Genomic DNA, 24749 nt, shown 5'->3' with positions numbered 1-24749 from the left:
CCATCCGCATGGCCTACGGCTTCCACCACGTCACCAACCTCATCAGCCTCGTCATGCTCAGATGCGGCGGACTCAACATCCAACTACCAACACCAGCAACCTAACCCACGAAAACAGCAGAAGCCTCACAATACATTACCGTTAGTACCAAATGCACCGCCGGAAAGACGAGCATCATTATTGGTAAAGGTAACTGCCGCAGCGCTCCATGCGCCATCCTTACGAGACTGCTGCTCTTCCTGCGTGCCCTGTACGACAGCCTTTAGCGCGACACCGGTTCCGTAATACCCAGACAAGCCCTGATACTGCAACTGCAAGTTGTAGATATGCTCATCGAACTTGGCAGGGCTTCCATCGGGCGCGGTCAGCTCGCCGCTTTTCGTTTCGGCCGTGACGGCACGATTGTCCCCAGGAATACCCTTTTGCCAGCTGTCTCCGAAGCCGCTGGCCTCCTTGATCGGCTGACCGTTCCACTCCCACTTGACCGCGGATTCCGTGCGGTCGGTGAACCACGTATCCATCAACTGGAACGAGTTCTGCTCGACAGTATTATGATTATCCGGGCTCTTAGCCCACGGATTCATGATGGCGAAGTCATCACCGGCAGTATGCACCGAGGGCTTCGAATTATCGGCATTCGGGTCCAGCGAGGCATCCACCTTGTTGTCGTACAAGGCGATGTTGCCGCCCTTGGACGTGAGTCCGGTTCCAGAAGGACACAGCCAGAAACCGCCTCCAAAATGTCCCGCATGATTCGCGGTGGCCGCGGCCTTGGCGATATAGGACATGGAGCCTTCCTCGGTGTAGATAGCGCCGCCAAGGTAACCGGAACTATTGTTCCTGAACTCACCGCCCATGAAATACGCGATGGACCCGCCGTTCTGCAGAAACACAGCACCACCGGCACCGCCGACGGGCACCTTCTTCACGCCATCGACATATTCGTACTGTTGGTCAAGCACGCCGGCCCAGTTGCCGTCAAACAGCGGCTTGACGCCTCTGGCATCATTCCTGACCCAGAGCTTGCCCTTAACGTAAACCGCTCCGCCGCCGGACATGAAAGTCCATTCACGAGTGTAATTGCCGGTAAAGGTAACCCCGCCCTGAACAGTCAGGCTGGCATTGTCACCATCGATTCGAACGGCACCACCACCGCTATTGCTATTCTTGCGACAGTTATGGCTTGGATCTCCCTCCGTGGTGCAGATCGCATAGTCCACGGTACCATCAGCACGCAATGAACCATTAGACTGCTTGTTCCCCTTGAATGTACCTCCGTACAATTCGACCGTATTCCTGCCGAAAATCGCGCCACCGCCGTATCGCAATGCGACGTTGCCACTGAATGTGCCGCCCTCTACTGTAAGCGAAGCAGCTGACCCAATGGCGCCACCGATGTTAGCGGAGACGTTGCCGTCGAAGGCGCCACCTTTCACCGTCAACGTACCGCCGTATTGCAAGATGGCGCCGCCGCCCAGGCCGTCGATGTTGGTCGTCCAGTTCTTCGAAAAGGTACCGCCGGTAATAACGGCTGATCCCTTGTCTTGAGAAATAGCACCGCCACCCTGGTCAGCACCATTCCCCGTAGCGGAATTACCGGAGAACTCGCCTGCAGAAACAGTCAAGGTGCCGTTGTTGTGGATGGCGCCACCCTTGGTACCGGCCTTATTGTTGGTGAACGTGCCGCCGTCCACGGTCATGGTGTCGGCCGTGCTGTTCTGCATGAACACGCCAGCGGCCATGTTCGAGGAGTTGCCGTCGAAGGTGCCGCCGTGCACGGTGATGGTGCCGGCGTCGCTGTATACCACGCCGCCGCGGTAGCCCTTGTTGCTCTTGAACTCGCCGCTGTTGATGGTCAGGGAGCCACCGTTCTGGTAATACACGCCGCCCTTTTGTCCGTCTTTTTCATTTGCGGTGTTGTTGAAGAACGTGGCGTTGTTAATCGTGGTGGAACCAGAGAACTGATAGAACACACCGCCATTGGCAGCGCTGTTATTACTGAACGAACCACCTTTAATAGTGAGCGTGCCACCATTGTTGACCGCAACCGATCCACCGTTGTCGCTACGCACATGATTATTACCTGTATCATCTTTTTCGTATGTCAACGGGGTCTTGATGCTGTCGAACGTGCCGTTGTTGATGACAAGCGCACCGGTCTTGCCCGCATCATCCTTGTTCACGAGGGCGAGCCAACGCTGGGCGTTTTTGTAGGAGAAGCTGGCGTCGTTGACGTCCTGGCCGATGGTGAGGGTGTGGCCACCATTTACGACGAAGATTGCGTCGCCGGTGGTAGAAGTCAGGGCCGGGTCTACGCCAGCGGCCGCGGTGAGCGTGATATCGCCGGCGATGGTGGTCGGGGCACCGTTCGTAGGCGCGGTGACGGTCTTGGTGATGGTGACGAGGCCTGACTGGCCTTTGGTCACACAACTGACAAGGGCGTCCCAGTCCTGCACGTCCTGGCAGTTGTCGATGGGCGTGACGTTAGCACTTGGAGTAGCAACCGAATCGGAAGAGCCTGTACTGTCAGCCGCATTAGAAGAGTCGGATGAATCACTGGACACACCGTCGGAGTTGGAATCGCCGAGAGCTCCGTCAGGCAGGGCGTCGACCTCGCCGTCGGCCTGGTCGGCCCAAGTACTGCTGCTGGAATCGCTGAAGGTGGTGCCGGGGAGGGTGAAGTCGTCGGCGAGGGCGGAACCGGCGTAGGTGAGGCCCAGGGCGGCGGCGGTCAGTACGCCTACGAGTTTGATCCAGCGCTTGTTGGGCTTGTTGTTGCGCTTCATTGGTTGCGTCCTTCCATGGCTGCGGCCTTGGTCGTCGTGCTGTTCATGTCTGTCTTGGATGTGCTGTCGGGTGCGTCGTTATATCGGCGTTCGGGTGGTTTCGTTGGGGGTGCGAAGTGGAACCGATATCTGGGGATGCGGCGGTTTCGGGCGCGCGAAACGTCAGGTACGGTGATTCGCGGGATGTGGGTCGGACCGGTATTCGCCATCGTTGCGAACCGGCGGATTCGATGCGTGATTGCCGTGATGTCTTGAAGGAGGGGTGTGGTGAGGGTGGTTGGTGCGCTTATGGAAGCATCCGATATGACCATCGGCATGTTTCGGCTTCCTCCTGCCCTTTTTGCCACGCGCTAGCACCACAGCGCTCGTCCGTGAGCGCTCACAAACGCGGGCGCACTTCGTTCTTCTATTAGGCTCTTATACCCCCCTTGAGGAGGGTTTGTCAAAGGAGAATGCGTGTTTGCAATGAATATGCAGGGGGCTTGTGCAAGTGGGATTTTGTTAGGGGAATTGACTATTTGGTGGGATGTGTCAGGTGGGGTTGGGAATTAGTTTGGCTCCGTTAAACCGAGATTGGCATTAATTCTACGGACTACCCCTCAGTCGGCTTCGCCGACAGCTCCCCTGACAAGGGGAGCCAAGGACCGGATATGACGAAGTTTGATCGTATCCTGTCAGCTCCGACAGCTCGCCCTGCAGTTACAGATGGGCTGCGCCCATTTTTTATTGCGGCTTTGGCCGCGGCCGCTACCCCTCAGTCACGCTGCGCGTGACAGCTCCCCTGACAAGGGGAGCCTAGGTTGGTCAAAACAAAAACAAGGTGGGCCGAACCCTTGCGGTTCAGCCCACCTTGTTGCATGTAGCTCTAGTCAATGGCTAGTCAGTCAGTCAGGCCTTGGCGACCTCGACGGACAGCTCCTTGGCAGCATCGTCGGCCTTGATGTCGAGCGACGTGGCGAGGGTTTCGTGAGCGATGAGGTCACGGAACTGCTCGGCCTTCGGCGCATCGGCGGCCGGCACGGTCAGCGTCAGGGCGATGCGGTCGGCGATGTCGAGACCGGCGTCCTTACGGGCGTCCTGCACGGCGCGGATGGCGTCGCGGGCGTAGCCCTCGGCCACCAGATCGTCGGTCAGGGCGGTATCGAGGATCACGAAACCACCGGTCGGCAGGGCGGCGGAGACGGAGGCCGCGGCCTCGGCGGCGTTCTCCTCCTCCACGCGGTTGATGAGCTCGTACTCGCCCTCCACCAGCGCGACCTCGCCGTTCGGGGTCTCGACCACCGGGGCGCCGGAGGCGTCCACGTGCCAGGCACCGGTCTTGGAGGCCTTGATGGCGAACTGCACCTGCTTGCCCAGACGCGGACCCGCGGCGCGCGCGTTCACCTTGAGCTGGTGCACGATCTTCAGACCCTGGGAACCGGCGTCCTCCATGGTGCAGAACTCGATGTCCTTGACGTTGAGCTCGGACTTCAAGACGTCAGCATAGGCGCGCACGTCGTCCACGTCCTCGACCACCACGGTGAGCTTGGCGAGCGGCTGACGCACGCGGATCTGCTCGGCCTTACGCAGGGACAGGGTGCCGGAGACGACCTCGCGGACCTTCTCCATGGCCTCGACCAGCTTCGGATCGTCCACGAGCACGCGGCCCAGCTCGGTGGCCTCGCCAGTCTCTTCGGAAACCACGAACGGCCAGTCGGCCAGATGCACGGACTCGCCGCCGGTCAGGCCGCGCCACACGGACTCGGCCTCCATCGGGGCGAGCGGCGCCAGCACGCGCATGAACACCTCGAGCACGGTGTACAGGGTGTTGAAGGCGTTGGCATCCTCGTTCCAGAAGCGGTCGCGGGTGTTGCGGATGTACCAGTTGGTGAGCACATCGATGAAGTCGGACGCGGCGTCGCAGGCATCGGAGATGGCGAAGTCGTTGAGCGACTGCTCCACCTTCTCCACCAGGCGGCGGGTGCGGGCCAGCAGGTAGCGGTCCATCTCGGGCAGGCCGGCCACCTCGTCCGCACGCAGGTGGCGCGCGTCGAAACCGGCCCCGCCGTTCGCCGCGTTGGCGTACAGCGTGAAGAAGTAGTAGGAGCTCCACACCGGCAGCATGACCTGGCGGACCGTGTCGCGGATGCCCTCGGCGGTGACGATGAGGTTGCCGCCGCGCAGGATCGGCGAGGACATGAGGAACCAGCGCATGGCGTCGGAACCGTACTTGTCGAACACGCCGTTCACGTCCGGGTAGTTCCTGAGGTGCTTCGACATTTTCTGGCCGTCGGAGCCGAGCACGATGCCGTGGCAGATCACGTTCTTGAACGCCGGGCGGTCGAACAGGGCGGTGGCCATGACGTGCAGCAGGTAGAACCAGCCGCGGGTCTGGCCGATGTACTCCACGATGTAGTCGGCCGGGAAGTGCTGCTCGAACTTCTCCTTGTTCTCGAACGGGTAGTGGAACTGCGCGAAGGACATGGAGCCGGACTCGAACCAGCAGTCGAGCACGTCGGGGATGCGGCGCATCGTGGACTTGCCGGTCGGGTCGTCCGGGTTCGGACGGGTCAAGTTGTCGATCCACGGACGGTGCATGTTGACGTTGCCGTCCTTGTCGCGCGGGTAGTCGCCGAAGTCGTTCTTCAGCTCCTCGAGCGAGCCGTACACGTCCACGCGCGGGTACTTCGGGTCGTCGGACACCCACACCGGGATCGGGGAGCCCCAGAAGCGGTTGCGGGAGATGGACCAGTCACGGGCGTTGGCGAGCCACTTGCCGAACTGGCCGTCCTTCACGTTCTCCGGAATCCAGTTGATCTGCTGGTTGAGCTCCAGCAGGCGCGGCTTGATCTTGGTCACGGAGACGAACCAGGAGGAGACCGGCTTGTAGATCAGCGGGGTGGCGCAGCGCCAGCAGTGCGGGTAGGAGTGGACGTAGCTCTTCTCCTGGAAGAGGATGGCGCGCTTGTCCTCGTCGATCTGGGCGAGCGGGCCGTCGCCGGCGCGCAGGTTACGCAGGATCGGCAGGTTGGCGTCGAACACGAACATGCCCTCATACTCCGGGCACTGCGAGGTGAAGCGGCAGCCGGCGTCGAGCACGTCGGTGCTCTTGATGCCCTTGGCGTTGAGCGTGTTCATATCGTCCTCGCCGTAGGGGGCCTGGTGGACCAGACCGGTACCTTCGACGGTGTCGACGTAGTCGGCGGTGAAGATGGTGTAGCCGTTCGGACCGGGCACGTTGCCCTCGGTCTCGGCCTTCTCGCCCGCGAAGTACGGGAAGACGGGCCAGTAGCGGCGGCCGGCCAGCTCGGAGCCCTTGAGCTCGCGCACGACCTCGTAGTTCTCGCCGAGTTCCTTGGTGTAGTGCGGCAGCAGGTCCTTGCCGAGGTAGAACTTCTTGCCGGCGAACTTGCCCTCGGTGGGCTGGACCTCGACGTAGTCGATGTCCGCGCCGACCACGATGGCGAAGTTGGTGGGCACGGTCCACGGCGTGGTGGTCCAGAAGACGGCGTAGGCGTCCTCGTCGCGCAGCTTGACGGCCACGGAGACGGTGGTGTCCTGGCGATCCTGGTACACGTCGGCGTCCATGCGCAGCTCGTGCGCGGACAGCGGCGTACGGTCCTTCGGGCAGTACGGCAGCACGCGGTAGCCCTGGTAGGCCAGACCCTTGTCGTAGAGCTGCTTGAAGGCCCACATCACGGACTCCATGTACGGGATGTTCAGGGTCTTGTAGCCGTGCTCGAAGTCCACCCAACGGGCCTGACGGTGCACGTAGTCCTGCCATTCATGCGTGTACTTGAGCACGGAGGCGCGGCAGGCGTCGTTGAACTTGTCGATGCCCATCTTCTCGATCTGGTCGACCGAGTCGATGCCGAGCTCCTTCTGCGCCTCAAGCTCGGCGGGCAGGCCGTGGGTGTCCCAGCCGAAGACGCGGTTGACCTTGCGGCCCTTCATGGTCTGGTAGCGCGGGATCACGTCCTTGGCGTAACCGGTCAGCAGGTGGCCGTAGTGCGGCAGGCCGTTGGCGAAGGGCGGGCCGTCGAAGAACACGAACTCGTTCTGGCTGTGGTCGCCGGAGGGGTTGCGCTCCACGGACTTCTGGAAGGTGTCGTCCTTGTCCCAGTAGTCCAGGACGGTCTCCTCCATGTGGGGGAAGCTGGGGTTCGGCGCCACGTGCGCGGTTTCGCCGCCCTCGTTCGCCTTGGGATATACGTTTTCGCTCACCGTAGATCTCCTCAATGGTTCTGTGTGGTCCATCAGGGGCGATTGGTGACGTTTCGGTGCGATTGGCCGGCTCGACCGTTCGTGTGTGCGCGGTCCGCCGGCAACCTCGCCGATTGCCCTCGTAGCCGGAAACCTTCGGGTTCCGTCCGGGGCGACCGTCGTGTCGTCGCTCCTGCTACGAGGACGATGCCGGACGATTGTTCGCCCGCCACCGCGGTACCACCTCGCTTGCCGCCTCCCGTCCGGGTGTTGCCCCGGTCAGGCGCGACCGCTTGCGTTCGGCTGTCTCGGGCCGATCCCGTCGGTTCTACTGGGCCACTTCCCCGCGATCGCTCGCGAAAGCCGCCGTTCTTCCGAAGGCTCCTCGCTGATAACGGATCATCGCCCTACAACGAGGCACATCGTAGCACGGGCGCGGGCCAAAGCCGGGCGGGTGTCCGGCGGACGGTTGATGGGCCGGACGCGGGGAGAACGCGGGGCGGGCGGCGAGCGGCGGGAGCTGCCCAGCCAGCCTGCACGTTCCCTGGCCTGACAGCCGTCCGGCCGCTCAGCCCAGCAGCGCCCGCTTGTCGGCTTCGGGCAGGAAGGATGCGCGGATGGAGTCGGCGGCGAGCGCCTTGAGCTCGTCGTACGTGAAGCCGATTTCCGCGAGCGCCTCGTAGTTCGCGCCGATGTAGCCGCCGAAGTAGGCGGGGTCGTCCGAGTTGACGGTGACCGTGACGCCGGCCTCGATGAGCTTGCGCAGCGGCAGGTCGCGCAGGTCGTGGACCACCTGCAGACGGCGGTTGGACAGCGGGCAGCAGGTCAGGGGGATGTGCTCCTCGGCGAGGCGCCGCGTCACGGCCGGGTCGTCGGCGGCGTGCACGCCGTGGTCGATGCGTTCGGCGTGCAGCAGGTCCAGCGCCTCGGTCACGTATGCGGCCGGGCCTTCCTCGCCGGCGGGGGCCACGCAGTGCAGGCCAAGTTCGCGGGCGCGGACGAACACGTCGGCGAACAGGGACGGCGGGTAGCCGACCTCGGCGGAGTCCAGGCCGATGCCGATAAGGTCCGCGGCGCGCGGGGCCGCGAGTTCCAGCACGTGCCGCGCGGATTCGACCGGCAGGTCGCGCACGATGCACAGGATGAGCCCGCCGCCGATGCCGTACCGTTCACGGCCGAGTCGCAGGCCTTCGAGCAGGCCGTCCATCACGGTGTCGAGGTCCAGGCCGTTGCCCAGGTGGACCTGCGGGTCGAAGAAGATCTCCGCGTGACGCACGCCGTCCGCGGCGGCGCGCTTCAAGTAGGCGAGCATGAGGTCGCGGAAGTCGTCGGCGGTCTTCAGCACGGCCATGAGCTGGTAGTACAGGTCCAGGAACGACTGCAGGTTCTCGAAGGCGTACTGGCGCTTGAGTTCGTCGAGGCTGGTCCACGGCAGCATGACGCCGTTGCGCTCCGCCAGTTCCAGTGCCAGTTCGGGCTCCAGCGTGCCCTCGATATGCAGGTGCAGCTCGGCCTTCGGCAACGCGCGCAGCGCCGCCCGCATCGATTCGTCCACCATCTTCGGCTCCTTGCCCGGCCCATGCGCCGTGAGTGTTCCGTTATGCAAACGGCGGAACCTCAAAGACTTGAAATTCCGCCGTTTTCATGATTATTGCCGTGACCCCGGCCGGGCTCGAACCGGCGACCCTGAGATTAGAAGTCACTGCCGTTTTCATCTGTAATGCCTTATTTTACAACGGGTTTCGACTAGAGCTGCAACCGCCTGCACCCTCCGTGCACCTCTACGCTTCAAAATATCCATTACGCATAGTCTCAAACTGAGGACTACAGCAGAAAAACCGGGGTAGTCTAGTCGGCATGGAAACCATGCACGAGATCACGCCGAGCGATACACGCCGTATCGCTCACGCCGTCGTGCTGGGAAACGGCGGGACGGCCCACGGTTCACATTGTCGTGATCTCGTGGCGCAACTGTCCAAGGTGCTGCAATCCGTCGAGGTTGCCCCCGCCGACACTGCCACAGGAAAGATCACCCCCGGCCGCGCAGGTGCCTTGTTCACTGCCTCGGTGACAGGACTTGACGACATGGCCCGCCGTTGCGCGCTGTTCGTCGGCATGGCTAACGGTTCCATCTCCGTTACCGCCGCCGCTGAACTTGTGCTTGACGACGATTTACAGCTAACGGCAGAGGAAACCGCCGAACTGTTCAACCTGTGGAAGCTGGAAGTAAGGCAAACGCCCGCCCCGGCCGAAACTGTCCGCCAGTGGGCGCGTATGCACGCCTTGGCGGCGCTTGCCCAGTACGCCATGGAATACACCGCCGCTGGGTTGCTTGAACTCCGCGCCGACTGTCTGCGCATACTGTCCGATAGCCGGGCGCATGTGGCCCCCGCCGCGTACGTCTTGGCTGCCCTTATGCTGCTCGCTGCGGTGCTGCAACAGCTCGCCGCGCTGCAATTCCCCGATACCGGGCTACCTCCTGACATTGCCCCCATTGTGTCTCTTCTGGTTATCGCGGCCATACTCGCGCCGCGCGCCCCTCAGTATTGCCCCTCAATGGCGTGAATCTTGGGGGATAGTGTCGGACGTGCCCGCGCATCGGCCTTAAGGGCATGACTCTATGACGTTCTGACGCTCCCCCGCATACTTGAGGGAGTAAAAACCATGTCTAAGCAAGTCCCCGGCGTGCCCGCCTTGCTTGTGAATCGAACCAACGCCGCCGCAATGCTCGGCGTGGAAGCCGTGACCGTGGATAGGTGGACGGCTACCGGCGCATTGCCTGTGGTCAAGGTGCCCGGTACGGGTAAAGCCGGGCGGCCCCGGAATATGTACGCCGTGGCTGATCTCAAGCGCTTTATCGAAGCGCACACAACCACGATGCAGCATCCCAGCGCCGCCCCGATACCTCGCCCGTGCCGACGCGCCGCGTCTTCTGCCGCTGATCTGCCACACAGCAGCGCCGCCGCGATTCTCTCCATGGGAAAGGCGGGCGAGCGATGACTAAGCGCAGTGCGATAGATCACAAGACCGGGCAGCTAAGGAATTACGCAGTAAAAGAGCTGTATTTGTATATCGCCCGGCAAGTCAAGGGCACAAAAGGTTATCAGCAATTCGACTATGCAAGGTTGGCGCACCTCGTGGGGTTGCCGTGGCATTTTGATTTGACCAGCGGGCGCAATGCTCCCGTGATCGTGCAATTGCGGGCGGGACTCGAACGCTTGGAGCGCGAACGGTGGATATTGGTAAAGCCCCACACCTATAACACGGTGCTCGTGCTGCTGACCGCTAATCCCGCGAAGCTAGCGCGCAAGTATGGCGAAAACCACATAGACCGCTGCTTGGGCTTCTTGCCCGAACAACAGAAACGCGAATGCCCCAGCCGCGAATATGAGTCAGCCTGTGCCCTTGAGACAAGCGAGCGGAACTCACGGCATGTGCAAGTGCGATAGTGGCGGGAGGTGCTGTTATGGCGAACCTCCCTAGCCTCGGGCGCATGATAGATAGCCTCATGCCGTTCTATCCACCCAAGGTGGTAACGCTCAAAGACTGGCTCGTGCTGCATTACATGGCCGATCATGTGAAAACGTCCGGCGACATGTGGACTGTCTATCGCTTCTTCGGGAGCCGTGACAAGTGGGCACGCAACATGTACCCCGACACGGCCCCGGCCAACGCTGTGCGCTACATCGGCAAGTCGTTACGGCATCTTGCCGCGGCCGGACTGATAGAGCAAACGCAAGACGCCGGGCGTGGCAGAACGGCGGAATACAAACTATTGATAGCCGAGCGCTACAAGGAACGCCGCCATGTTGTCGCGCTGCTGCAAGAAACGGCCCGAGTTCACTACGAACTAGGCATAGAGATAGCCAAGCAATGCCGGGACGGATTCACGCCTCGAAAAGGCCTTGAACCGGTTGCTGTGCCTCAGTGCCTAATCGCGGTGGATAACCCCGACTGGGAGTGTGGATAATCCACGTCGGGGCAACGTCTCACGGGATAACAGACATACACCAAACGGGATAATAAAAATCCCTATGGTGTATGTCTGTTATACACAATGGTGTATGTTCAATATCCCTAATGGTGTATGTCAGATATACACCCTAGTAAGAGATAGTTAGAGAGAGTAAGAGTTAGTTAGAACGTAGTGAGAGGAATCGGCGCGGCGGGCCGCCCGTTTTTTTAAAACGCCCTCCCCTGAAAAGACCCCGCGTCTAGTTTTTTATTTCCCCGGACTCAGAAAAAAAAATTTTGATAATCATTATCAAAAACTGCCGTTGCCGGACATGATGACGGCCGGCCGTACTCCTCGCCGCCCCACCTCCCGTGGCATTCGCCCCATATTAGATATTGATAATCATTTTTAATTGTTGTAGAGCGCGGCCGCCTTCGGTATATGGCGGGCCGATCTCTATGCGCTATGTCGTAGAACCGGCCCGTCGTGCGGCGCGTGCCTATCGGGTCATCTTGCTTGTGTATTCGGCCGCCAGCATGCCGGCAAGGCCGCAGAGCGTGGCCACGTCGAAATTGATCGTGCCGCGTATCTGCCCTAAGTGGTTGGGTACAAGATCGACCATGCCGGCCTTGCTGAGTCTGCGGGCCGCCGCCCGCACCACGCTTGAACGCCGCGCGTATCCGATGGCCCGCACCCTGTGCAGCTCCGCGAACCACTCCGCCGAGATATCGAACTCACGCGCCCCGCCCGCTCGGTGCTCGGCAAGGTAGAGCGTGAGCATAAGCGCCATGCGCACGGCCTCGGGCGTGGTCTGCGCCGTCTCACGGCCGTTCTTGCCCTCATACGGGTAACGGATATCGCCGTTGCTCCGTCGCGGCGGCGCGGGGCTGTCTTGGCGGCTGGGCGGTTCCATGCGCACCTTGTCGCCTTGCATGGCCGCCGCATTCACCAGCGAACACAAGGCATACTCAGGCAATGCCACGTAATGCTCCGTGGTCTTGGTGCTCGCGTGCCCGAGCGCGCGGGCCACGCCCAGCATGTCGTGAGACTGCGCATAGGCCACTGTGGCAAAGCGATGGCGTAATTTGTGCGCGCTCCACCCTTCGGGCAGCAGCCGAGAAATGTGTTTGCCCACGTAACCGTCGGCCACATGGCCGCCATTCCGGCCGGGGAACACGTAGCCGTCCGCCGCTCTGAGACGCTGTGCCAGATCGTCACGGATAGGCAATATGCGTTGCTTGTCGCCTTTGCCGTTGACCATGAGCGCCCAGCCGTTCTCACTCGGGATAACATCGTTGCTATGCACGCGGGCTATCTCGCCGCGCCTTAGCCCATATTCGGCCGCCAGCGCCAGCATGAGCCGTTCGGGTTCCGTGGCCTTGCCCAGCGCCTCGGTTATGTACTCCTCGGGGCATGGCCTCGGGTGCGGGCGCGGCATCTTCATTTTCGGTATGGCTGCCGCCAGATCGTCGCCGCGTATCCCCTCCCGATAACACCATGAGAAGAACGTGACCAAGGCACTACGCAGATTGCGGCGCGTCTCTTGCGCCTTGGCCGCCGCCAGCACCTCCACTATCTGCGCCGCCGTGACCTGTTCGGGCGGCGTGCCCGTAATACGCGCGAAACGACATAGCTGGATGCGCCGTGTGTTTAACGTGCTGTCCGCCATGCCCTGCGCCTTCTCATACTCCAGAAAGCCGTTCACGGCTTCACGCCACACCTCGGGTATCGGCTGAGATTTCATGCTCACAGAGACTCACCGCCCTTCACTCGCACGGCTACGGCCGGCGCGGAACCAACGCCGAGACCTGCCGCCATTGCGTCCATACGTGCCACAAGCCTCAAGTCGTCCTCTTCGGCCGCATGCTGGTAGATCAACGCCGCCCGCATGCTGCTATGCCCCATGCGCCGCATAAGTTCCTTGGTAGTGGCCCCGGCCTTGGCCGCCAACGTCGCGCCAGTATGCCTTAGATCGTGAAAACGCATATCGGGACGCCCGGCGATTACACGTGCACGCCGAAACATCTTGCCTACGGTGCTGCTAGTCATGGGGGTACCGTTGCGCGTGCCGAACACATACGCCGCATTGTCGGCCCCGGTGAACTTCTCCATGTGTGCCGTAAGCAAGTCCGTGAGATGAGCCGGCAAATACACCACGCGACGGCCTGCGTCGGTCTTGGGCAATGCCTCCTCGTACAGCTTGCCGCCCAACCGGTATGCCTGTTTATCGACGTTCAGCCGGTAGCAGATCACCCCGGAACCATCGACAACAAGCACCGCGTCGGCACGCCGCAAGCCCGCAAGCTCGCCAAAGCGCAAGCCTGACCACGCTGCCACATGGATAAGCGCCCGGTAACGCTCCGGCATGTTCGCCGCTATCGTGTCTAGTTCCTCAAGGGTGGCGGGCTTGCGCTCCGTCGCCTTGACGCGGGCCGCCCCCTTGATGACGCAAGGGTTATGCCGTATCACTTCGTCGCGCACACCCTCGGCCATGATCGTATGCAACAGCCTATAAGCCTGAGACGCGCGCGTTTTGCCCGTGCTGCGCTTATTCGGCATTTTCCCGGCCTTGGCCCGAGCCTCGAACATCTCCGCGATCTTGGCCCACCACTGCTTAACCACGAGTGGCGTTATATCATTCATCGGCAGCGCTCCCAGCAAGGGCAACAACAATTGATCGAGTAGTTCCGCATACATGCGTGCGGTTCCGGGCGCTAGGTTATCTTTATGCCCCTTGAGCCACGTCAGCGCGTACACCCTGAACGTCTGACCGGCTAAACGCGGGTCTACCCACTCATTGCGATTAATTGACGTTCGCACATCGCTAAGCCATGCGTCGGCGTCCGCCTTGCTGCCGAACGTATCGGGCGCGTTGAATCGCTCGCCGTTCATCATGTAGGAAGCCTGATAGCGCCCCGAACGCATCTTCACGACTTTTCCGAAACTCCGTCTTTTCTGCGGCATGTGTTCACCTCCGGCGTGTCGCGGGGCTTAGGGTGCTGAATAAGCCTTTGCACCCTCCGTGCACCCTAAGCCCTGTCGATTTTGGTTAATTTGAGATGAAAACAAGCAGAAAACGCAAATAGAAAAACCCTCGAAATCGGCATGATTCCAAGGGTTTCACTAGTGACCCCGGCCGGACTCGAACCGGCGACCAAATGATTAGAAGTCACATGCTCTATCCAGCTGAGCTACGGGGCCAAACCTGCCTTAGTCTACCCATAGGGGTGTAGAAACGTCCGGACGAAACGGATACGCGCATTTGCGCGGTGTTGCGCGTGTCCGCAACACAAGGGTACGTACCATCGAGAGCATGGGGACGAAGTCGCATATTCCGAATCAGCAGCCGACGAATCAGGACGTGCCGGATCAGGACGTGCCAGATCAGGCCACGTCGGAGCCGACGGATTCGCTGCAGTCCATGCTGCTTTCGGACCAGTGCCCGTTCGTGACCAAGGTCATCGTGTTCGACGGCGACGCCAAAACCACCATTCGCAAGCGCCGCACGTTCACCGGTTCGCTGCTCAAACAGCTCGACGAGGCGGGCGCGATGCTCAACCGGGCGAACGGGGACGGGCGATTCCCCGCCGTCGCGGTGCGCGAGGCGTTGGTGAACGCGCTGGAACACCGCGATTACGGATATTCGGGGCCCACGATCGTCAACGTGTTCGACTCGCGGCTGGAGATCATCTCGCTCGGCGGTCTTGCGGCGGGACTGGAAATCAACGACCTGCTCAACGGGGTCAGCCAGCCGCGCTATCCCGCGCTAGCCGAGCAGCTGGCGAACCTTGGCCTGTGTGAGGATTGCGGCACCGGCGTGCAACGTATCATGGACGCCTATGCGGACCAGCCGGTCAGCCCGCAGCTGCGCGTCGGGCCGACGTCGGTGGCGCTGGTGCTGCCGTCGCTGGTTCCTGCGAGCTCCGGGCCATCGCCGGACGGGCAGCGTACGAACAGAACCGCCGGCGAGCGGCAGGACGCGCCGACCGAGGACGACACAAGCGACACCCATACCAACGTGCTCCGCTTCCCCACCATCCAGCGCATGACCGATCAGGCTTCCGAAGCCCTGACGGGCGCGCGGGTCATCGGATGCGCGCCGATGCAGATCCTGGTGCTGGGCCGCGGATTCGACACGGAACTGCTCGGTATGGCCGCGGAGGCCACGGATACCGGCGAATCGCAGTCGGCTTTGGACGTGAAGCTGATGGACCAGTCGAACGAAGCGCTGGAACAGGCCACGTTGAACCTGATATCCGGCAGCGGCGTGCCGATGAGCCGACAGTCCATCCAGAACCAGATGCAGCTCAGCAAGGACAAGGCCAACCTGATTCTGCGGCGGCTGGTACATGACGGCAAGGTCGTCAGGAGCGGCAAATCACGGGCCACCACGTATTCGGCCGCGGAGGCCGGGCAGTAAGCCGGCCTTCTCCCCCGGCTCGGCGGCCGGCCGTTCAGCGCGCGATCTCAGCCTCAACCTTCGAAGACGCGGTCGCGGATCATGCGGCCGGACTCGTCCAAGGCGGTGGAGAACCGGCCGTAATCGGAGAGAATCACGCCCATGTACAGCATGTCCACGAGCGCGGTATCGGCCACGCGCGAGAAGATCGCATTGCCGTAGATGGTATGCGAGTCGCGCCCGGTCAGCAGCACTACATCAGCCCAGCCGGCCAAGGGAGCACCCACGGCGTTGGTGATCGCGATGGTTTTGACCCCACGCGACTTCGCCAACCGCAGCGCCTTGACCGTATCGGCCGAGCTGCCGGAGTGGGAGAACGCGATGGCAACATCGCCATGAGTGAGGTGGCCGGCACCGATCTGCTGCAGGTAGGCATCGGTATTGAGACGGCACGTCAGTCCCAGATACTCAAGCTTGGTGAACAGATCCATGGCCGGCGTCAGGGAGTTCTCCACGCCGAAAATGTCAATGAAACGCGCTTCGGCGATCAGCGCGATCGCCTTGCGGTAGGCCTTGCCGTCCAACGCGCTGTACAGCTCATCCATAAGCGATTTCGCGCTGTCCACGGCCTTGGCGGGGATGTCGTCCGCACTGTCCCACGGGTTCAGGTCGAACCCGGCCAGCGGGTTGAACGCCACCTTGTGCTCGGCATCCGGGTGACGCAGCACGTAGCGCAGTTCGCGGTAGCCGCCGAAGCCGAGCTTGCGGGCGAAACGAATCACCGTGGGCTGGCTCACGTGTGTGATCTCCGCCATCTGGCCCACGGTCAGGTCGGCCGCTTCCTCGATGTGGTCCCGGATGTACTGGGCCACGGACCGCTCCGCCGGACGGAGCGACGGATACACGTGGTCGATGCGCTCACGTATTCCCACCGAGGATTGCACGGGTCAGCTCCTTGACATGCTTCGTCTTGTCGTTTCTGTTTTACGAGCGTACCGGCTGAGGGCGGCGGATGCGCCGGATTGGATTGACTGCAATATGAACTGTGGGCGAACTTTGCCGTTTACCTTTATACAGGTGTTTGCTTTTGGCACCCCGGCCAGGAGGGAAGCCGCGGATGCCGCGGCGTGTGGGGCATGCAGGTCTCCAAGTGGCTCGACCGTCATGCCGGTCCGCTACTAGAATTGGTGCCATGGTGCGGATCAGCGTGGGTGCGCCCACCCATCACACAAGCGGCAGACTCTACGGCGTGTTCTTCGAGGACATCAATCACAGCGCGGACGGCGGACTGAACGCCAATATGGTGAACAACTACAGTTTCGACGGCGTCTACCTCGACCACCACACCTGGCGGCTCGCCGGCGCGGACCGATGGCGCACGCAGGCCGATCCCCTGCGGTTCTGGCGGTTCTCCGGCTGTTCGGCCATGAGCTGCGGCACCGAAATCAGGGGCGCGCACGGCCAGATCGTGGACACGTCCATGTCCTGCCCCGCTCCCCCGATCCACTCGCACAGCCGGTACGCGCGCATCATCGTCGGCGAGGCGGCCGGCGGCGATGTGACGTCTCGCGACAACGTTCGCACAGTCAATGACGTCACCGAGCCGACCGCGACCGCCGCGTTCATCGAAAACCTCGGATACAACGGCGGCGGCACGAACGGCGAGGAACCCGCGTTCTCCATCACGGACGGGCATACGTATGACGTGAGTCTGTGCGTCCGGCCGGTGTCCGGGAAGGCCGTGCTGTCCGTCGCGGTGGTCGACCGGTCCGGCCGACCGCTCACCGATACCGTTCGGATTACGCTCGATGATACCGACGGTGCCGTTGCCGCCGATGGCGCGACCGTCACCGCACTTGACGACGGCTGGGTGCGGGTCGACGCGCGGATTCATGGCAAGACGACCGACTATGGCAAACTGCGCATCGACATCGAATCCGCAACGGCCCCGGTCGCGTTCGACCTAGACCTCGTGCAGGTCATGGACGCGGATTACTGGGGCGCTGGCGACCCGAAGTGGCGGTATGGCAAGCTGCGACGCGATCTGGTGGAGGCCATCAGGGATCTGCATCCGTCGTTCATGCGTTTCCCGGGCGGCTGCATCGTGGAAGGTGTGACGCCGGGCAACGAATACCGTTGGAAGGATACGGTGGGCGCGCTGCAGGCACGCCGGGCCCAGTATTCGATGTGGTCGTTCAAGATGTCGGACGGGTCGAGCTACTGCCAGAGCTACCAAATTGGGTTTTACGAATACTTCTGCCTGTGTGAGGATTTGGGCGCGAAGCCTCTGCCCACGCTGTTCGCCGGCATCGCATGCCAGTCGCCGGGGCGTGATCCGCGGCATATGGACATCGATTCGGCGGCGTTCCAGCAGAACGTGGTTCAGGATTATTTGGACCTCATCGAATTCGCCAACGGCGACCCGGACACGAGCCCGTGGGCCGCGGTCCGACGCGACATGGGCCATCCCGAACCGTTCGGACTGGACATGATCGGCGTGGGCAACGAGAATTTCGGCGCCGACTACGTCGCCAAGTTCGACCGCATCTCGGCGGCCATCCACGAACGCTACCCGGACATACTATGCGTGATGAGCGCCGGACTGTTCCCGTTCCGGCCGGCCATGAAGCGTACGTGGGACCATGCCCGCGCCATCGCCGGCAACGCGCGTGACCCCAAGCTGGGCGCGGTCGGCTCGGCCACGGGCGACGCGATTCTGGTGGACGAGCACTCCTACCACTCCCCCGAATGGTTCGAATCGCAGGCCTCGCGCTTTGACCGTTACCCACGTTGCGGGGCCGGCGTGTATTTCGGCGAGTATTCGGCCAACGGCTACTTCGCCGGCCAGACGCAGACCGAGGAGGGCGCGAACACGTGGCGTTCCGCCTTGGGCGAGGCCGCGTTCCTGACCGGATGCGAACGCAATTCGGACGTGGTGCGTATGACCTCCTATGCGCCGCTGCTGGCGCACATCCCCGCCAAGGGCTGGGCGCAGAACCTCATCGAATTCAATCCCGCGCATGTGAACCCCACGGTGAACTACGAGGTAGAGCGGCTGTTCGCCGCGCATCTGGGACCGGAGACGTACGACATTACGGTGGAACGCGGCGATGCGGCACAGCACCTGTATGTCAGCGTCACCGGTTCGGATGGCGGAGACGCAGCCGGTGACGACAGCCCGTACCGGTACATCAAGATCGTCAATACCGGAGCCGGCTCGGTGGATGTGACGCTGGAAATCGCGCATGGGCTCGCCGGACTGACCGCCAAACGCCACGGTCCGGTGCATCTGGAGGTTCGGACGCTGACCGCCGCCCCGGACGCGAAAACCGTCATCGGCTATCGCGGCGAGGCCACCGAGGTCATCGAACGCACCGCCAAGACCTACGCGCTACCTTCGCCTTCGTCCCTGCTGGCGATGAAGATCCGCCCCTACAGCGTCACGCTGGTCATCTCTCGATAGGAATCGGCCTGCGGCCGATGCTGTGTTTCCGCGGCCGCACGGCCGCTTTCTACTACCCCTCAGTCTCGCTACGCGAGCCAGCTCGTCCTACAATTAAGGACGAACTGCGTTCGCGTTCTGCTGGCTCGACTGTCGTCTCGCACATTGCCTACAAACAGCTCCGCTGTTTGCTTTACGGCAATGTCCTTCAAGGGGAGCCGAGATATTGCTACTCGATGATCCAGCTCAGGCCTAGCAGGGCGATGAGGAAGAGGACGTTGACGGCGGAGTAGACGGCCAGGTAGCGGCCCTTGCGGTCCGGGTACTGGCGCACCACGTTCTTGTAGGAGATGAGCGAGGCCATCGAGGCGATGAGGGTGCCCATGCCGCCCAGATTGGTGCCGATGATGAGCTCGCGCCACTGGTCGCAGAAGCCGGAGAGCAGGATGGTGGTGGGCACGTTGCTGATCACCTGGCTGGAGGCCACCGCCACCTCGAGCGGGTGCCCGCCCACCAGCGAGCGCGCCAGTTCGTAGAATTCAGGCACGCGCTTCATGTTGCCGATGAAGATGAAGAACATGCAGAACGTGAGCGGCAGACCCCAATCCACGTACCGGAACACGCGGCGGTCGGTGAACAGGAAGGTCACCACCACGATCACGCACATGGCCCACAGCGGAATCACGTCGGACACGGCCAGCAGACACACGCCGAACAGCAGCGTGTAGACCACGGTACGCCAGCCGCCGTAGCCCGCGCCGTAGCCGGTGATGCGGATTTCGTCGGGCTGGTGCTTGTTGCGTTCGGGGGCCAGCACACCGGTTTCGAGATTGCCGAGGTCTCCGACCTCCTGACGGCCGAACACCACGGATATCACCACCACGAGCAGTATGGCGGCGGTGCATGAGTATGGTGCCATGATGCCGATCATTTCCGACGCCGGCATGCCGGTGAGGGCCTTGAGGTACAGGTTGTGCGCGTTGCCGATCGGGGTGAGCATGCTGCCGACGTTCGCGCCGATGGTCATAAGCGTGACCACCAGAATTGTCTTCTCGCCCTGCCCCGCCATGATGAGCACGGCCACCGCGAACGGCACGAACGTGACGAGCGCCACGTCATTGGTGATAAGCATTGCGGAGAAGAACGTGAGCGCCACGAGCGTGATCACGAGGCCACGCATGGTGCTGGTCTTCTCCAGCAGTCGGGAGCCGATGATGCGGAAGACGCCGATGCGCTGGAAGCCGCACACCACGATCATCAGGCAGATGAGCTGGCTGATGGTGCTCGCGTGGATGTAGCCCTTGTAATCGGCGTCCGGCGGGACGATGAAGCAGGAGATCAGGGCGAGCACCGAAGCGACAATGAGAATCGTTTCACTTTTCAGCAGCTTGATCAGCATGCGCCGCATCGATTCCTCCGGGTTTTCAAGCGTTTTTGCCGTGGTCAATAGTATCGGAACACGCCGTCGATTACGTAGTCTCGGCGTGCTGTTTTCCGACCGTTTTCGCGAAAATCGGCCGTGACACTTACTTCTTTCTGGGCTCAGCTTCCGACTTTTTGGTCGAAGCGTAGGTTACGAAAGAGTGAACGGCCGACAAATTATGAATATATGCATGATTGGTTTCGATGTCGGCCGGGACCAACCTTCGGCTGGCTTACTTGACTCCCTTCAGTCGCTACGCGACAGCTCCCCTCAGAGAGGGGAGCCGAAAACACGTTCTACATTGGCTCTGTCGCATCGAGGCATAAAAACTACGCCGGCTACATGTAATTCGTGTAGTTTCACTCGCTGTTCACCATCGCTTCCCTGAACTTTCCTCGATGTAAGACTCCCGTCGCCCGCCGCTGCACGACGATGGAGATATACGGCGTGAGGTTCGGCCGCGATAACTGAAATTCCCATAACTCAACACACCACAACTGAACACCGATCCCGATGCCGGCAATCGGCCCGGCACCATCACAACGGGCCCGCACACGCCAGACGGCGTACCACGGCCCGAACAGAAGGCAAGTTGACGAAATATGCTCGAACTCAAGAACATCACCAAGTCGTTCGGTGACACCCATGTCCTGAACGGCATCAGCCTCACGCTCGGCGACGGCCAGATCATGTCCATCCTCGGTCCCTCCGGCGGCGGCAAGACCACGCTGCTCAACATCATCCTGGGCATCACGGACGCCACCAGCGGCCAGATTCTGTACAACGGCGAGGACCTGACCCAGGTGCCGATGGAGAAGCGCGGCTTCAACATCGTGTTCCAGGACTACGCGCCGTTCCCGAACCTCACCGCGTACGAGAACATCACGTACGGCCTGCGCAACAACCCCGGCATCTCCTCCGAGGCCGAAATCAAGGAGATGATTCGACTGCTGGGTCTCGAGGAGCACCTCAACAAGCGCATCGATGAGCTGTCCGGCGGCCAGAAGCAGCGTGTGGCGCTGGCCCGCACGCTCGTCATGAAGCCGAAGCTGCTGCTGCTCGACGAGCCGCTCTCCGCCCTCGACGGCGTGATCAAGGAGTCCATCAAGGCCAAGATCAAGCAGATTGTGGACCAGTACAAGCTGACCACCATCATGGTCACGCACGACCCGGAGGAAGCCTGCACGATGAGCGACCGCGTGCTCATCATCAACCACGGCAAGATCGCCCAGTACGATACGCCGGAGAACATCATCGAGCACCCGGCCTCCGACTTCGTGAAGAAGTTCATCCTGCACCAGCTCGAGGTCAAGCGCAACAACATCTACTCGCTGTTCAACGAGGCCGCGGAGGACGCGGCGAAGGCCAAGGACGCCGACAACGCCTCCACCGCCCAGTCCGAGCCCGTCACCGCCGGTCAGGAGGCCTGAGATGTCGGTCGAATCGATTCAGGCGGGCAAGCAACTGCCCAACATCCGTCCGGAGATCGTCAACTACGAGCGCCGGCCCTCCAAGCCGAAGCAGACCGAGCTGTGGACGCTGCTGGCGATCGTGGCCTTCTGCTTCGCCGTGTTCCTGGTGGCGCCGATGCTGCTGGTCATCATACGCTCGTTCACCACCGCATCCGGCTCGGCCACGCTCTCCAACTACGCCGCCGTGCTCTCGCGGCCCGAATTCCTGCGCTCGATCACCAACTCGCTGGCCGTCTCGGCCACGTCCGCCCTGGTGGCTGTGCTGCTCGCGTTCCTGTTGGCGTACACCATCAACTGCACCAACGTGCCGGCCGGTTTCAAGAAGGCCGTGGGACTGCTCGCCCAGCTGCCGATGCTGCTGCCGACCATCACGTACGGCTTCGCCATCATCTACTCCTTCGGCAAGCAGGGCCTGATCACCCGGCTCTTCGGCCACCAGCTGTTCGACATCTACGGCTTCAACGGCCTGCTGATGGGCTACGTGATCTACACGCTGCCCACCTGCTTCCTGCTCATCAACAACAGCTTCCAGTTCGTGGACAAGAAGTTCATCATCGTCTCCCACATCATGGGAGATAAGCCGCTGACCACGTTCCTGAACACGGTGCTGCGCCCGCTCATCGGCACGATGGCCGTGGCGTTCATTCAGTCGTTCTTCCTGGCGTTCACCGACTACGGCATCCCGACCTCGGTGGGTGGCGAGTACGACGTGCTAGCCATGACCCTGTTCAACCAGATGCTCGGCTCCATCCCGAACTTCAACCGCGGCGCCGTGATCGCCGTGTTCATGCTCATCCCCTCGATCATCTCCATCATCCTGATGACCGTGCTGGAGCGCTTCGCCATCCGCTACAAGCAGATCAGCCAGGTGGACCTGCCCAAGGGACCGCGCCGTGACTGGCTGTGCGGCATCGCGTCCGTGGTGGTGCTGGTGTGCACGCTGTCGGTGTTTGCGGTGATCCTGCTGATCCCGTTCGTCACCGAATGGCCGTTCAACGTGGCGCCCACGTTCTCGCACATCGCGAACATGTTCACCGATTCCGAACTGACGCAGGTGTTCACCAACTCGCTGTACGTGGCCGTGATGACCGCCATCGTGGGCTGCCTGTTCGCCTACGCGGCAGGACTCGTGACCTCCCGCTCCAAGCTGCCGAACTGGGCCAAGCGCTCGGTGGACGCGATCTCCGCGATCATCAACACCGTGCCTGGCATGGTGCTCGGCATCGCCTTCCTGTTCGCCTTCTCCGGCTCCTCGCTGCAGAACACGTTCTGGATCCTCATCATCGCGAACATCATCCACTACTTCGCCACCCCGTACCAGATGATCAAGGACTCGCTGTCCAAGATGAACGCCGGCTGGGAGACCACGGCCAAGCTCATGGGCGACAACTGGATCAAGACCATCGTGCGCGTGGTGACGCCGAATGCATGGCCCACGATCTTGCAGGTCTTCGGCTACTACTTCGTCAACGCGATGGTGACCATCTCCGCGGTCGTGTTCCTGACCGGCGCGCGCACGCAGGTCATCACCACCAAGATCTCCGCACTGCAGCACATCGCCAAGTTCGACGACGTGTTCGTGCTCTCGCTGCTGATCCTCGTGACGAACCTCGTGGTCAAGGGCGTGATCGCCTTCGCCACACGCGACCGTTCCGCCGAACGAGCCCGCGCCCGCGCCGCCTCGCGTGTGACCGTACGGACCCCGCAGGTGGCAGCCGCCCGTTCCACCGTGACCGCCGACTCCCGACTGACCGCCGCCGCGCAGGCCGCGCACAACGGCACGCCCGACTTCCCGCTGCCCACCACCGGCAACCGCAAGGCCCGCAACGCCTTCACCGCAGGACTTTCCGCAGTGCTCACCGTACTGCTCGTCGGCTTCGGCTTCGGTGCCACGGCCACGGCCAGCACCAACGGTCAGGTGGTGATCTACACGAACGCCGACGACGAGGCCGTGGTGGCCTTCCAGCACGCGCTCGACGAGAACGGCTTCAAGAACCAGTACATCATCCAGAGCTTCGGTACCTCCGAGCTCGGCGGCAAGATGCTGGCCGAAGGCAAGGCGCTCGAGGCGGACATGCTCACCATGAGCTCCTACTACGTGGATTCCGCGCAGGATCGCAACCACATGTTCGCCGACCTGACCGACGTGCATTCCAAGCTGCTCGGCACCTCCGAGAACTCCAAGGCTCCCGCATACCGCTCCCCCACCACCGCGCAGGAAGGTGCGATCATCGTGAACACCACTGCGCTCAAGGAGGCCGGCGTGCCCGAGCCGAAGAGCTTCAAGGACCTGGCCGATCCGCAGTACAAGGGCCTGATCTCCGTGCCGGACATGGAGGGCTCCTCCACTGGATGGCTCATGATCCAGGCCATCGCGGACGCCTACGGCACCGGTGATGAAGGCAAGCAGATCCTGACCTCCATCTACCGCAACGCCGGCCCGCACCTCGAACAGTCCGGCTCGGGGCCTTTGAAGGCCGTGCGCTCGGGCGAGGTGGCGATCGGCTTCGGCCTGCGTCACCAGGCCGTGGCGGACAAGAAGAAGGGCCTGCCGATCGACTACGTGGATCCGGAGGAGGGCAACTACTCGTTGACCGAATCGGTGGCCGTGCTGGACAAGGGCGCCAAGACCAACCCCAAGGCGCAGAAGATGGCCGGCGTAATCATCGACAAGGGCCGTGCCGAGCTGCTCAAGACCTATCCGACGCCGCTCTACCAGGGCGAGAAGGCCCCGGCCAACGCCTCCAAGCGTTCCAAGACCTTTCCCAAGCCCCTGACCGTTGACCTGCTGCAGGAACATCAGGATTTCTCGTCCGAGTGCAAGCGCCGAGCCGAAAACTGAACAGTCCAGTGGACTGTTCATCGGCGAGGCCTGAGTGAGGCGACAGCCGAACGAAGGTAACGATGAGCCTCGCCGTAGGCGAGTCCATAATTGCCGCACAGGGCGAATAGTTTTCTCCCATTGCGCTTGGTCAGTGTGAAGTGGGTATGTGTGTTGTGCGACACGCTCAAGGCCGTTCGGCCAAGCCTACGGTCTTACAACACACATGCCCACTTCGCACTTCCCCGTTCCATCAGTTCTTGATGACC

General features: G+C 62.0%; 15 protein-coding genes and 2 tRNA genes. 8 read left to right on the top strand and 9 right to left on the bottom strand.

Annotated features, from left to right (window positions below; genetic code table 11):
* Positions 1 to 125: 125 nt before the first annotated feature.
* The 4 genes from KIH81_RS10530 to KIH81_RS10515 all read right to left on the bottom strand — a co-directional run bounded on the left by KIH81_RS10530 (position 126) and on the right by KIH81_RS10515 (position 8712).
* Positions 126 to 2786: an autotransporter outer membrane beta-barrel domain-containing protein gene (locus KIH81_RS10530; protein ID WP_214305274.1), complete on the bottom strand. Its 2661-nt coding sequence runs from the start codon at positions 2784 to 2786 to the stop codon at positions 126 to 128.
* 888 nt (positions 2787 to 3674) lie between these two features.
* Positions 3675 to 7022 carry an isoleucine--tRNA ligase gene (gene ileS, locus KIH81_RS10525; RefSeq protein WP_214305273.1) on the bottom strand — a complete coding sequence of 1116 codons (3348 nt, stop codon included), beginning with the start codon at positions 7020 to 7022 and terminating at the stop codon, positions 3675 to 3677.
* Positions 7023 to 7536: 514 nt separating this feature from the next.
* Positions 7537 to 8526 (bottom strand): adenosine deaminase, encoded by a 990-nt coding sequence (locus tag KIH81_RS10520; protein WP_214305272.1) that lies wholly within the window; start codon positions 8524 to 8526, stop codon positions 7537 to 7539.
* Between the two features lie 99 nt (positions 8527 to 8625).
* Positions 8626 to 8712 (bottom strand) — tRNA-Arg (locus KIH81_RS10515).
* A 122-nt stretch (positions 8713 to 8834) separates the two neighbouring features.
* Here KIH81_RS10515 and KIH81_RS10510 point away from each other — a divergent pair.
* The 4 genes from KIH81_RS10510 (at position 8835) to KIH81_RS10495 (ending at position 10938) form a co-directional block, all read left to right on the top strand.
* Positions 8835 to 9533: a hypothetical protein gene (locus KIH81_RS10510; protein WP_214305271.1), complete on the top strand. Its 699-nt coding sequence runs from the start codon at positions 8835 to 8837 to the stop codon at positions 9531 to 9533.
* Positions 9534 to 9632: 99 nt separating this feature from the next.
* The gene (locus KIH81_RS10505; RefSeq protein WP_214305270.1) at positions 9633 to 9968 is read left to right on the top strand and encodes a helix-turn-helix domain-containing protein; all 336 of its coding nucleotides are present in this window, start codon (positions 9633 to 9635) and stop codon (positions 9966 to 9968) included.
* Positions 9965 to 10417, top strand: coding sequence for a hypothetical protein (locus KIH81_RS10500; protein WP_109058085.1), 453 nt, complete (start codon positions 9965 to 9967; stop codon positions 10415 to 10417). The genes KIH81_RS10505 and KIH81_RS10500 overlap by 4 nt, the downstream gene beginning before the upstream one ends.
* 17 nt (positions 10418 to 10434) lie before the next feature.
* Positions 10435 to 10938 carry a hypothetical protein gene (locus tag KIH81_RS10495; protein ID WP_214305269.1) on the top strand — a complete coding sequence of 168 codons (504 nt, stop codon included), beginning with the start codon at positions 10435 to 10437 and terminating at the stop codon, positions 10936 to 10938.
* Positions 10939 to 11422: 484 nt separating this feature from the next.
* Here the strand turns inward: KIH81_RS10495 and KIH81_RS10490 are convergent, their stop codons facing one another.
* The 3 genes from KIH81_RS10490 to KIH81_RS10480 all read right to left on the bottom strand — a co-directional run bounded on the left by KIH81_RS10490 (position 11423) and on the right by KIH81_RS10480 (position 14124).
* Positions 11423 to 12667, bottom strand: a complete 1245-nt coding sequence (locus KIH81_RS10490) for a tyrosine-type recombinase/integrase (RefSeq protein ID WP_217624925.1) — start codon at positions 12665 to 12667, stop codon at positions 11423 to 11425.
* A 2-nt stretch (positions 12668 to 12669) separates the two neighbouring features.
* The gene (locus tag KIH81_RS10485; RefSeq protein WP_214305267.1) at positions 12670 to 13887 is read right to left on the bottom strand and encodes a tyrosine-type recombinase/integrase; all 1218 of its coding nucleotides are present in this window, start codon (positions 13885 to 13887) and stop codon (positions 12670 to 12672) included.
* A 163-nt stretch (positions 13888 to 14050) separates the two neighbouring features.
* A tRNA-Arg gene (locus tag KIH81_RS10480) sits at positions 14051 to 14124 on the bottom strand.
* A 112-nt stretch (positions 14125 to 14236) separates the two neighbouring features.
* On the opposite strand from KIH81_RS10480, the gene KIH81_RS10475 reads away from it, so the two are divergent.
* Positions 14237 to 15343: an ATP-binding protein gene (locus tag KIH81_RS10475; protein WP_214305266.1), complete on the top strand. Its 1107-nt coding sequence runs from the start codon at positions 14237 to 14239 to the stop codon at positions 15341 to 15343.
* Positions 15344 to 15396: 53 nt separating this feature from the next.
* Here the strand turns inward: KIH81_RS10475 and KIH81_RS10470 are convergent, their stop codons facing one another.
* Positions 15397 to 16266 (bottom strand): MurR/RpiR family transcriptional regulator, encoded by an 870-nt coding sequence (locus KIH81_RS10470; protein WP_214305265.1) that lies wholly within the window; start codon positions 16264 to 16266, stop codon positions 15397 to 15399.
* A gap of 248 nt (positions 16267 to 16514) precedes the next feature.
* Between KIH81_RS10470 and KIH81_RS10465 the strand changes: the two genes are divergently transcribed.
* Positions 16515 to 18785: an alpha-L-arabinofuranosidase C-terminal domain-containing protein gene (locus tag KIH81_RS10465; protein WP_217624923.1), complete on the top strand. Its 2271-nt coding sequence runs from the start codon at positions 16515 to 16517 to the stop codon at positions 18783 to 18785.
* A 208-nt stretch (positions 18786 to 18993) separates the two neighbouring features.
* Here the strand turns inward: KIH81_RS10465 and KIH81_RS10460 are convergent, their stop codons facing one another.
* Positions 18994 to 20172, bottom strand: a complete 1179-nt coding sequence (locus tag KIH81_RS10460) for an anion transporter (RefSeq protein WP_214305264.1) — start codon at positions 20170 to 20172, stop codon at positions 18994 to 18996.
* Positions 20173 to 20789: 617 nt separating this feature from the next.
* Here KIH81_RS10460 and KIH81_RS10455 point away from each other — a divergent pair.
* Both KIH81_RS10455 and KIH81_RS10450 read left to right on the top strand, forming a co-directional pair.
* Positions 20790 to 21617: an ABC transporter ATP-binding protein gene (locus tag KIH81_RS10455; RefSeq protein WP_214305263.1), complete on the top strand. Its 828-nt coding sequence runs from the start codon at positions 20790 to 20792 to the stop codon at positions 21615 to 21617.
* A gap of 1 nt (position 21618) precedes the next feature.
* Positions 21619 to 24501, top strand: coding sequence for an extracellular solute-binding protein (locus tag KIH81_RS10450; protein ID WP_214305262.1), 2883 nt, complete (start codon positions 21619 to 21621; stop codon positions 24499 to 24501).
* Positions 24502 to 24749: the final 248 nt, after the last annotated feature.

It is taken from the genome of Bifidobacterium miconisargentati (genome assembly GCF_019331675.1).
Lineage (GTDB): Bacteria > Actinomycetota > Actinomycetes > Actinomycetales > Bifidobacteriaceae > Bifidobacterium > Bifidobacterium miconisargentati.
The sequence above is the reverse complement of the archived record's forward strand: the minus strand, read 5'-3'. Positions and strand labels throughout refer to the sequence as shown.

Bases quoted from the DNA above. Each gene is read 5' to 3' on its own strand.
- KIH81_RS10485 (WP_214305267.1), bottom strand. From the start codon at position 13,887: ATGCCGCAGAAAAGACGGAGTTTCGGAAAAGTCGTGAAGATGCGTTCG.
- KIH81_RS10450 (WP_214305262.1), top strand. From the start codon at position 21,619: ATGTCGGTCGAATCGATTCAGGCGGGCAAGCAACTGCCCAACATCCGT.
- KIH81_RS10460 (WP_214305264.1), bottom strand. From the start codon at position 20,172: ATGCGGCGCATGCTGATCAAGCTGCTGAAAAGTGAAACGATTCTCATT.
- ileS (WP_214305273.1), bottom strand. From the start codon at position 7,022: ATGGACCACACAGAACCATTGAGGAGATCTACGGTGAGCGAAAACGTA.
- KIH81_RS10530 (WP_214305274.1), bottom strand. From the start codon at position 2,786: ATGAAGCGCAACAACAAGCCCAACAAGCGCTGGATCAAACTCGTAGGC.
- KIH81_RS10505 (WP_214305270.1), top strand. From the start codon at position 9,633: ATGTCTAAGCAAGTCCCCGGCGTGCCCGCCTTGCTTGTGAATCGAACC.
- KIH81_RS10465 (WP_217624923.1), top strand. From the start codon at position 16,515: ATGGTGCGGATCAGCGTGGGTGCGCCCACCCATCACACAAGCGGCAGA.
- KIH81_RS10510 (WP_214305271.1), top strand. From the start codon at position 8,835: ATGCACGAGATCACGCCGAGCGATACACGCCGTATCGCTCACGCCGTC.
- KIH81_RS10475 (WP_214305266.1), top strand. From the start codon at position 14,237: ATGGGGACGAAGTCGCATATTCCGAATCAGCAGCCGACGAATCAGGAC.
- KIH81_RS10520 (WP_214305272.1), bottom strand. From the start codon at position 8,526: ATGGTGGACGAATCGATGCGGGCGGCGCTGCGCGCGTTGCCGAAGGCC.
- KIH81_RS10495 (WP_214305269.1), top strand. From the start codon at position 10,435: ATGGCGAACCTCCCTAGCCTCGGGCGCATGATAGATAGCCTCATGCCG.
- KIH81_RS10455 (WP_214305263.1), top strand. From the start codon at position 20,790: ATGCTCGAACTCAAGAACATCACCAAGTCGTTCGGTGACACCCATGTC.
- KIH81_RS10490 (WP_217624925.1), bottom strand. From the start codon at position 12,667: ATGAAATCTCAGCCGATACCCGAGGTGTGGCGTGAAGCCGTGAACGGC.
- KIH81_RS10500 (WP_109058085.1), top strand. From the start codon at position 9,965: ATGACTAAGCGCAGTGCGATAGATCACAAGACCGGGCAGCTAAGGAAT.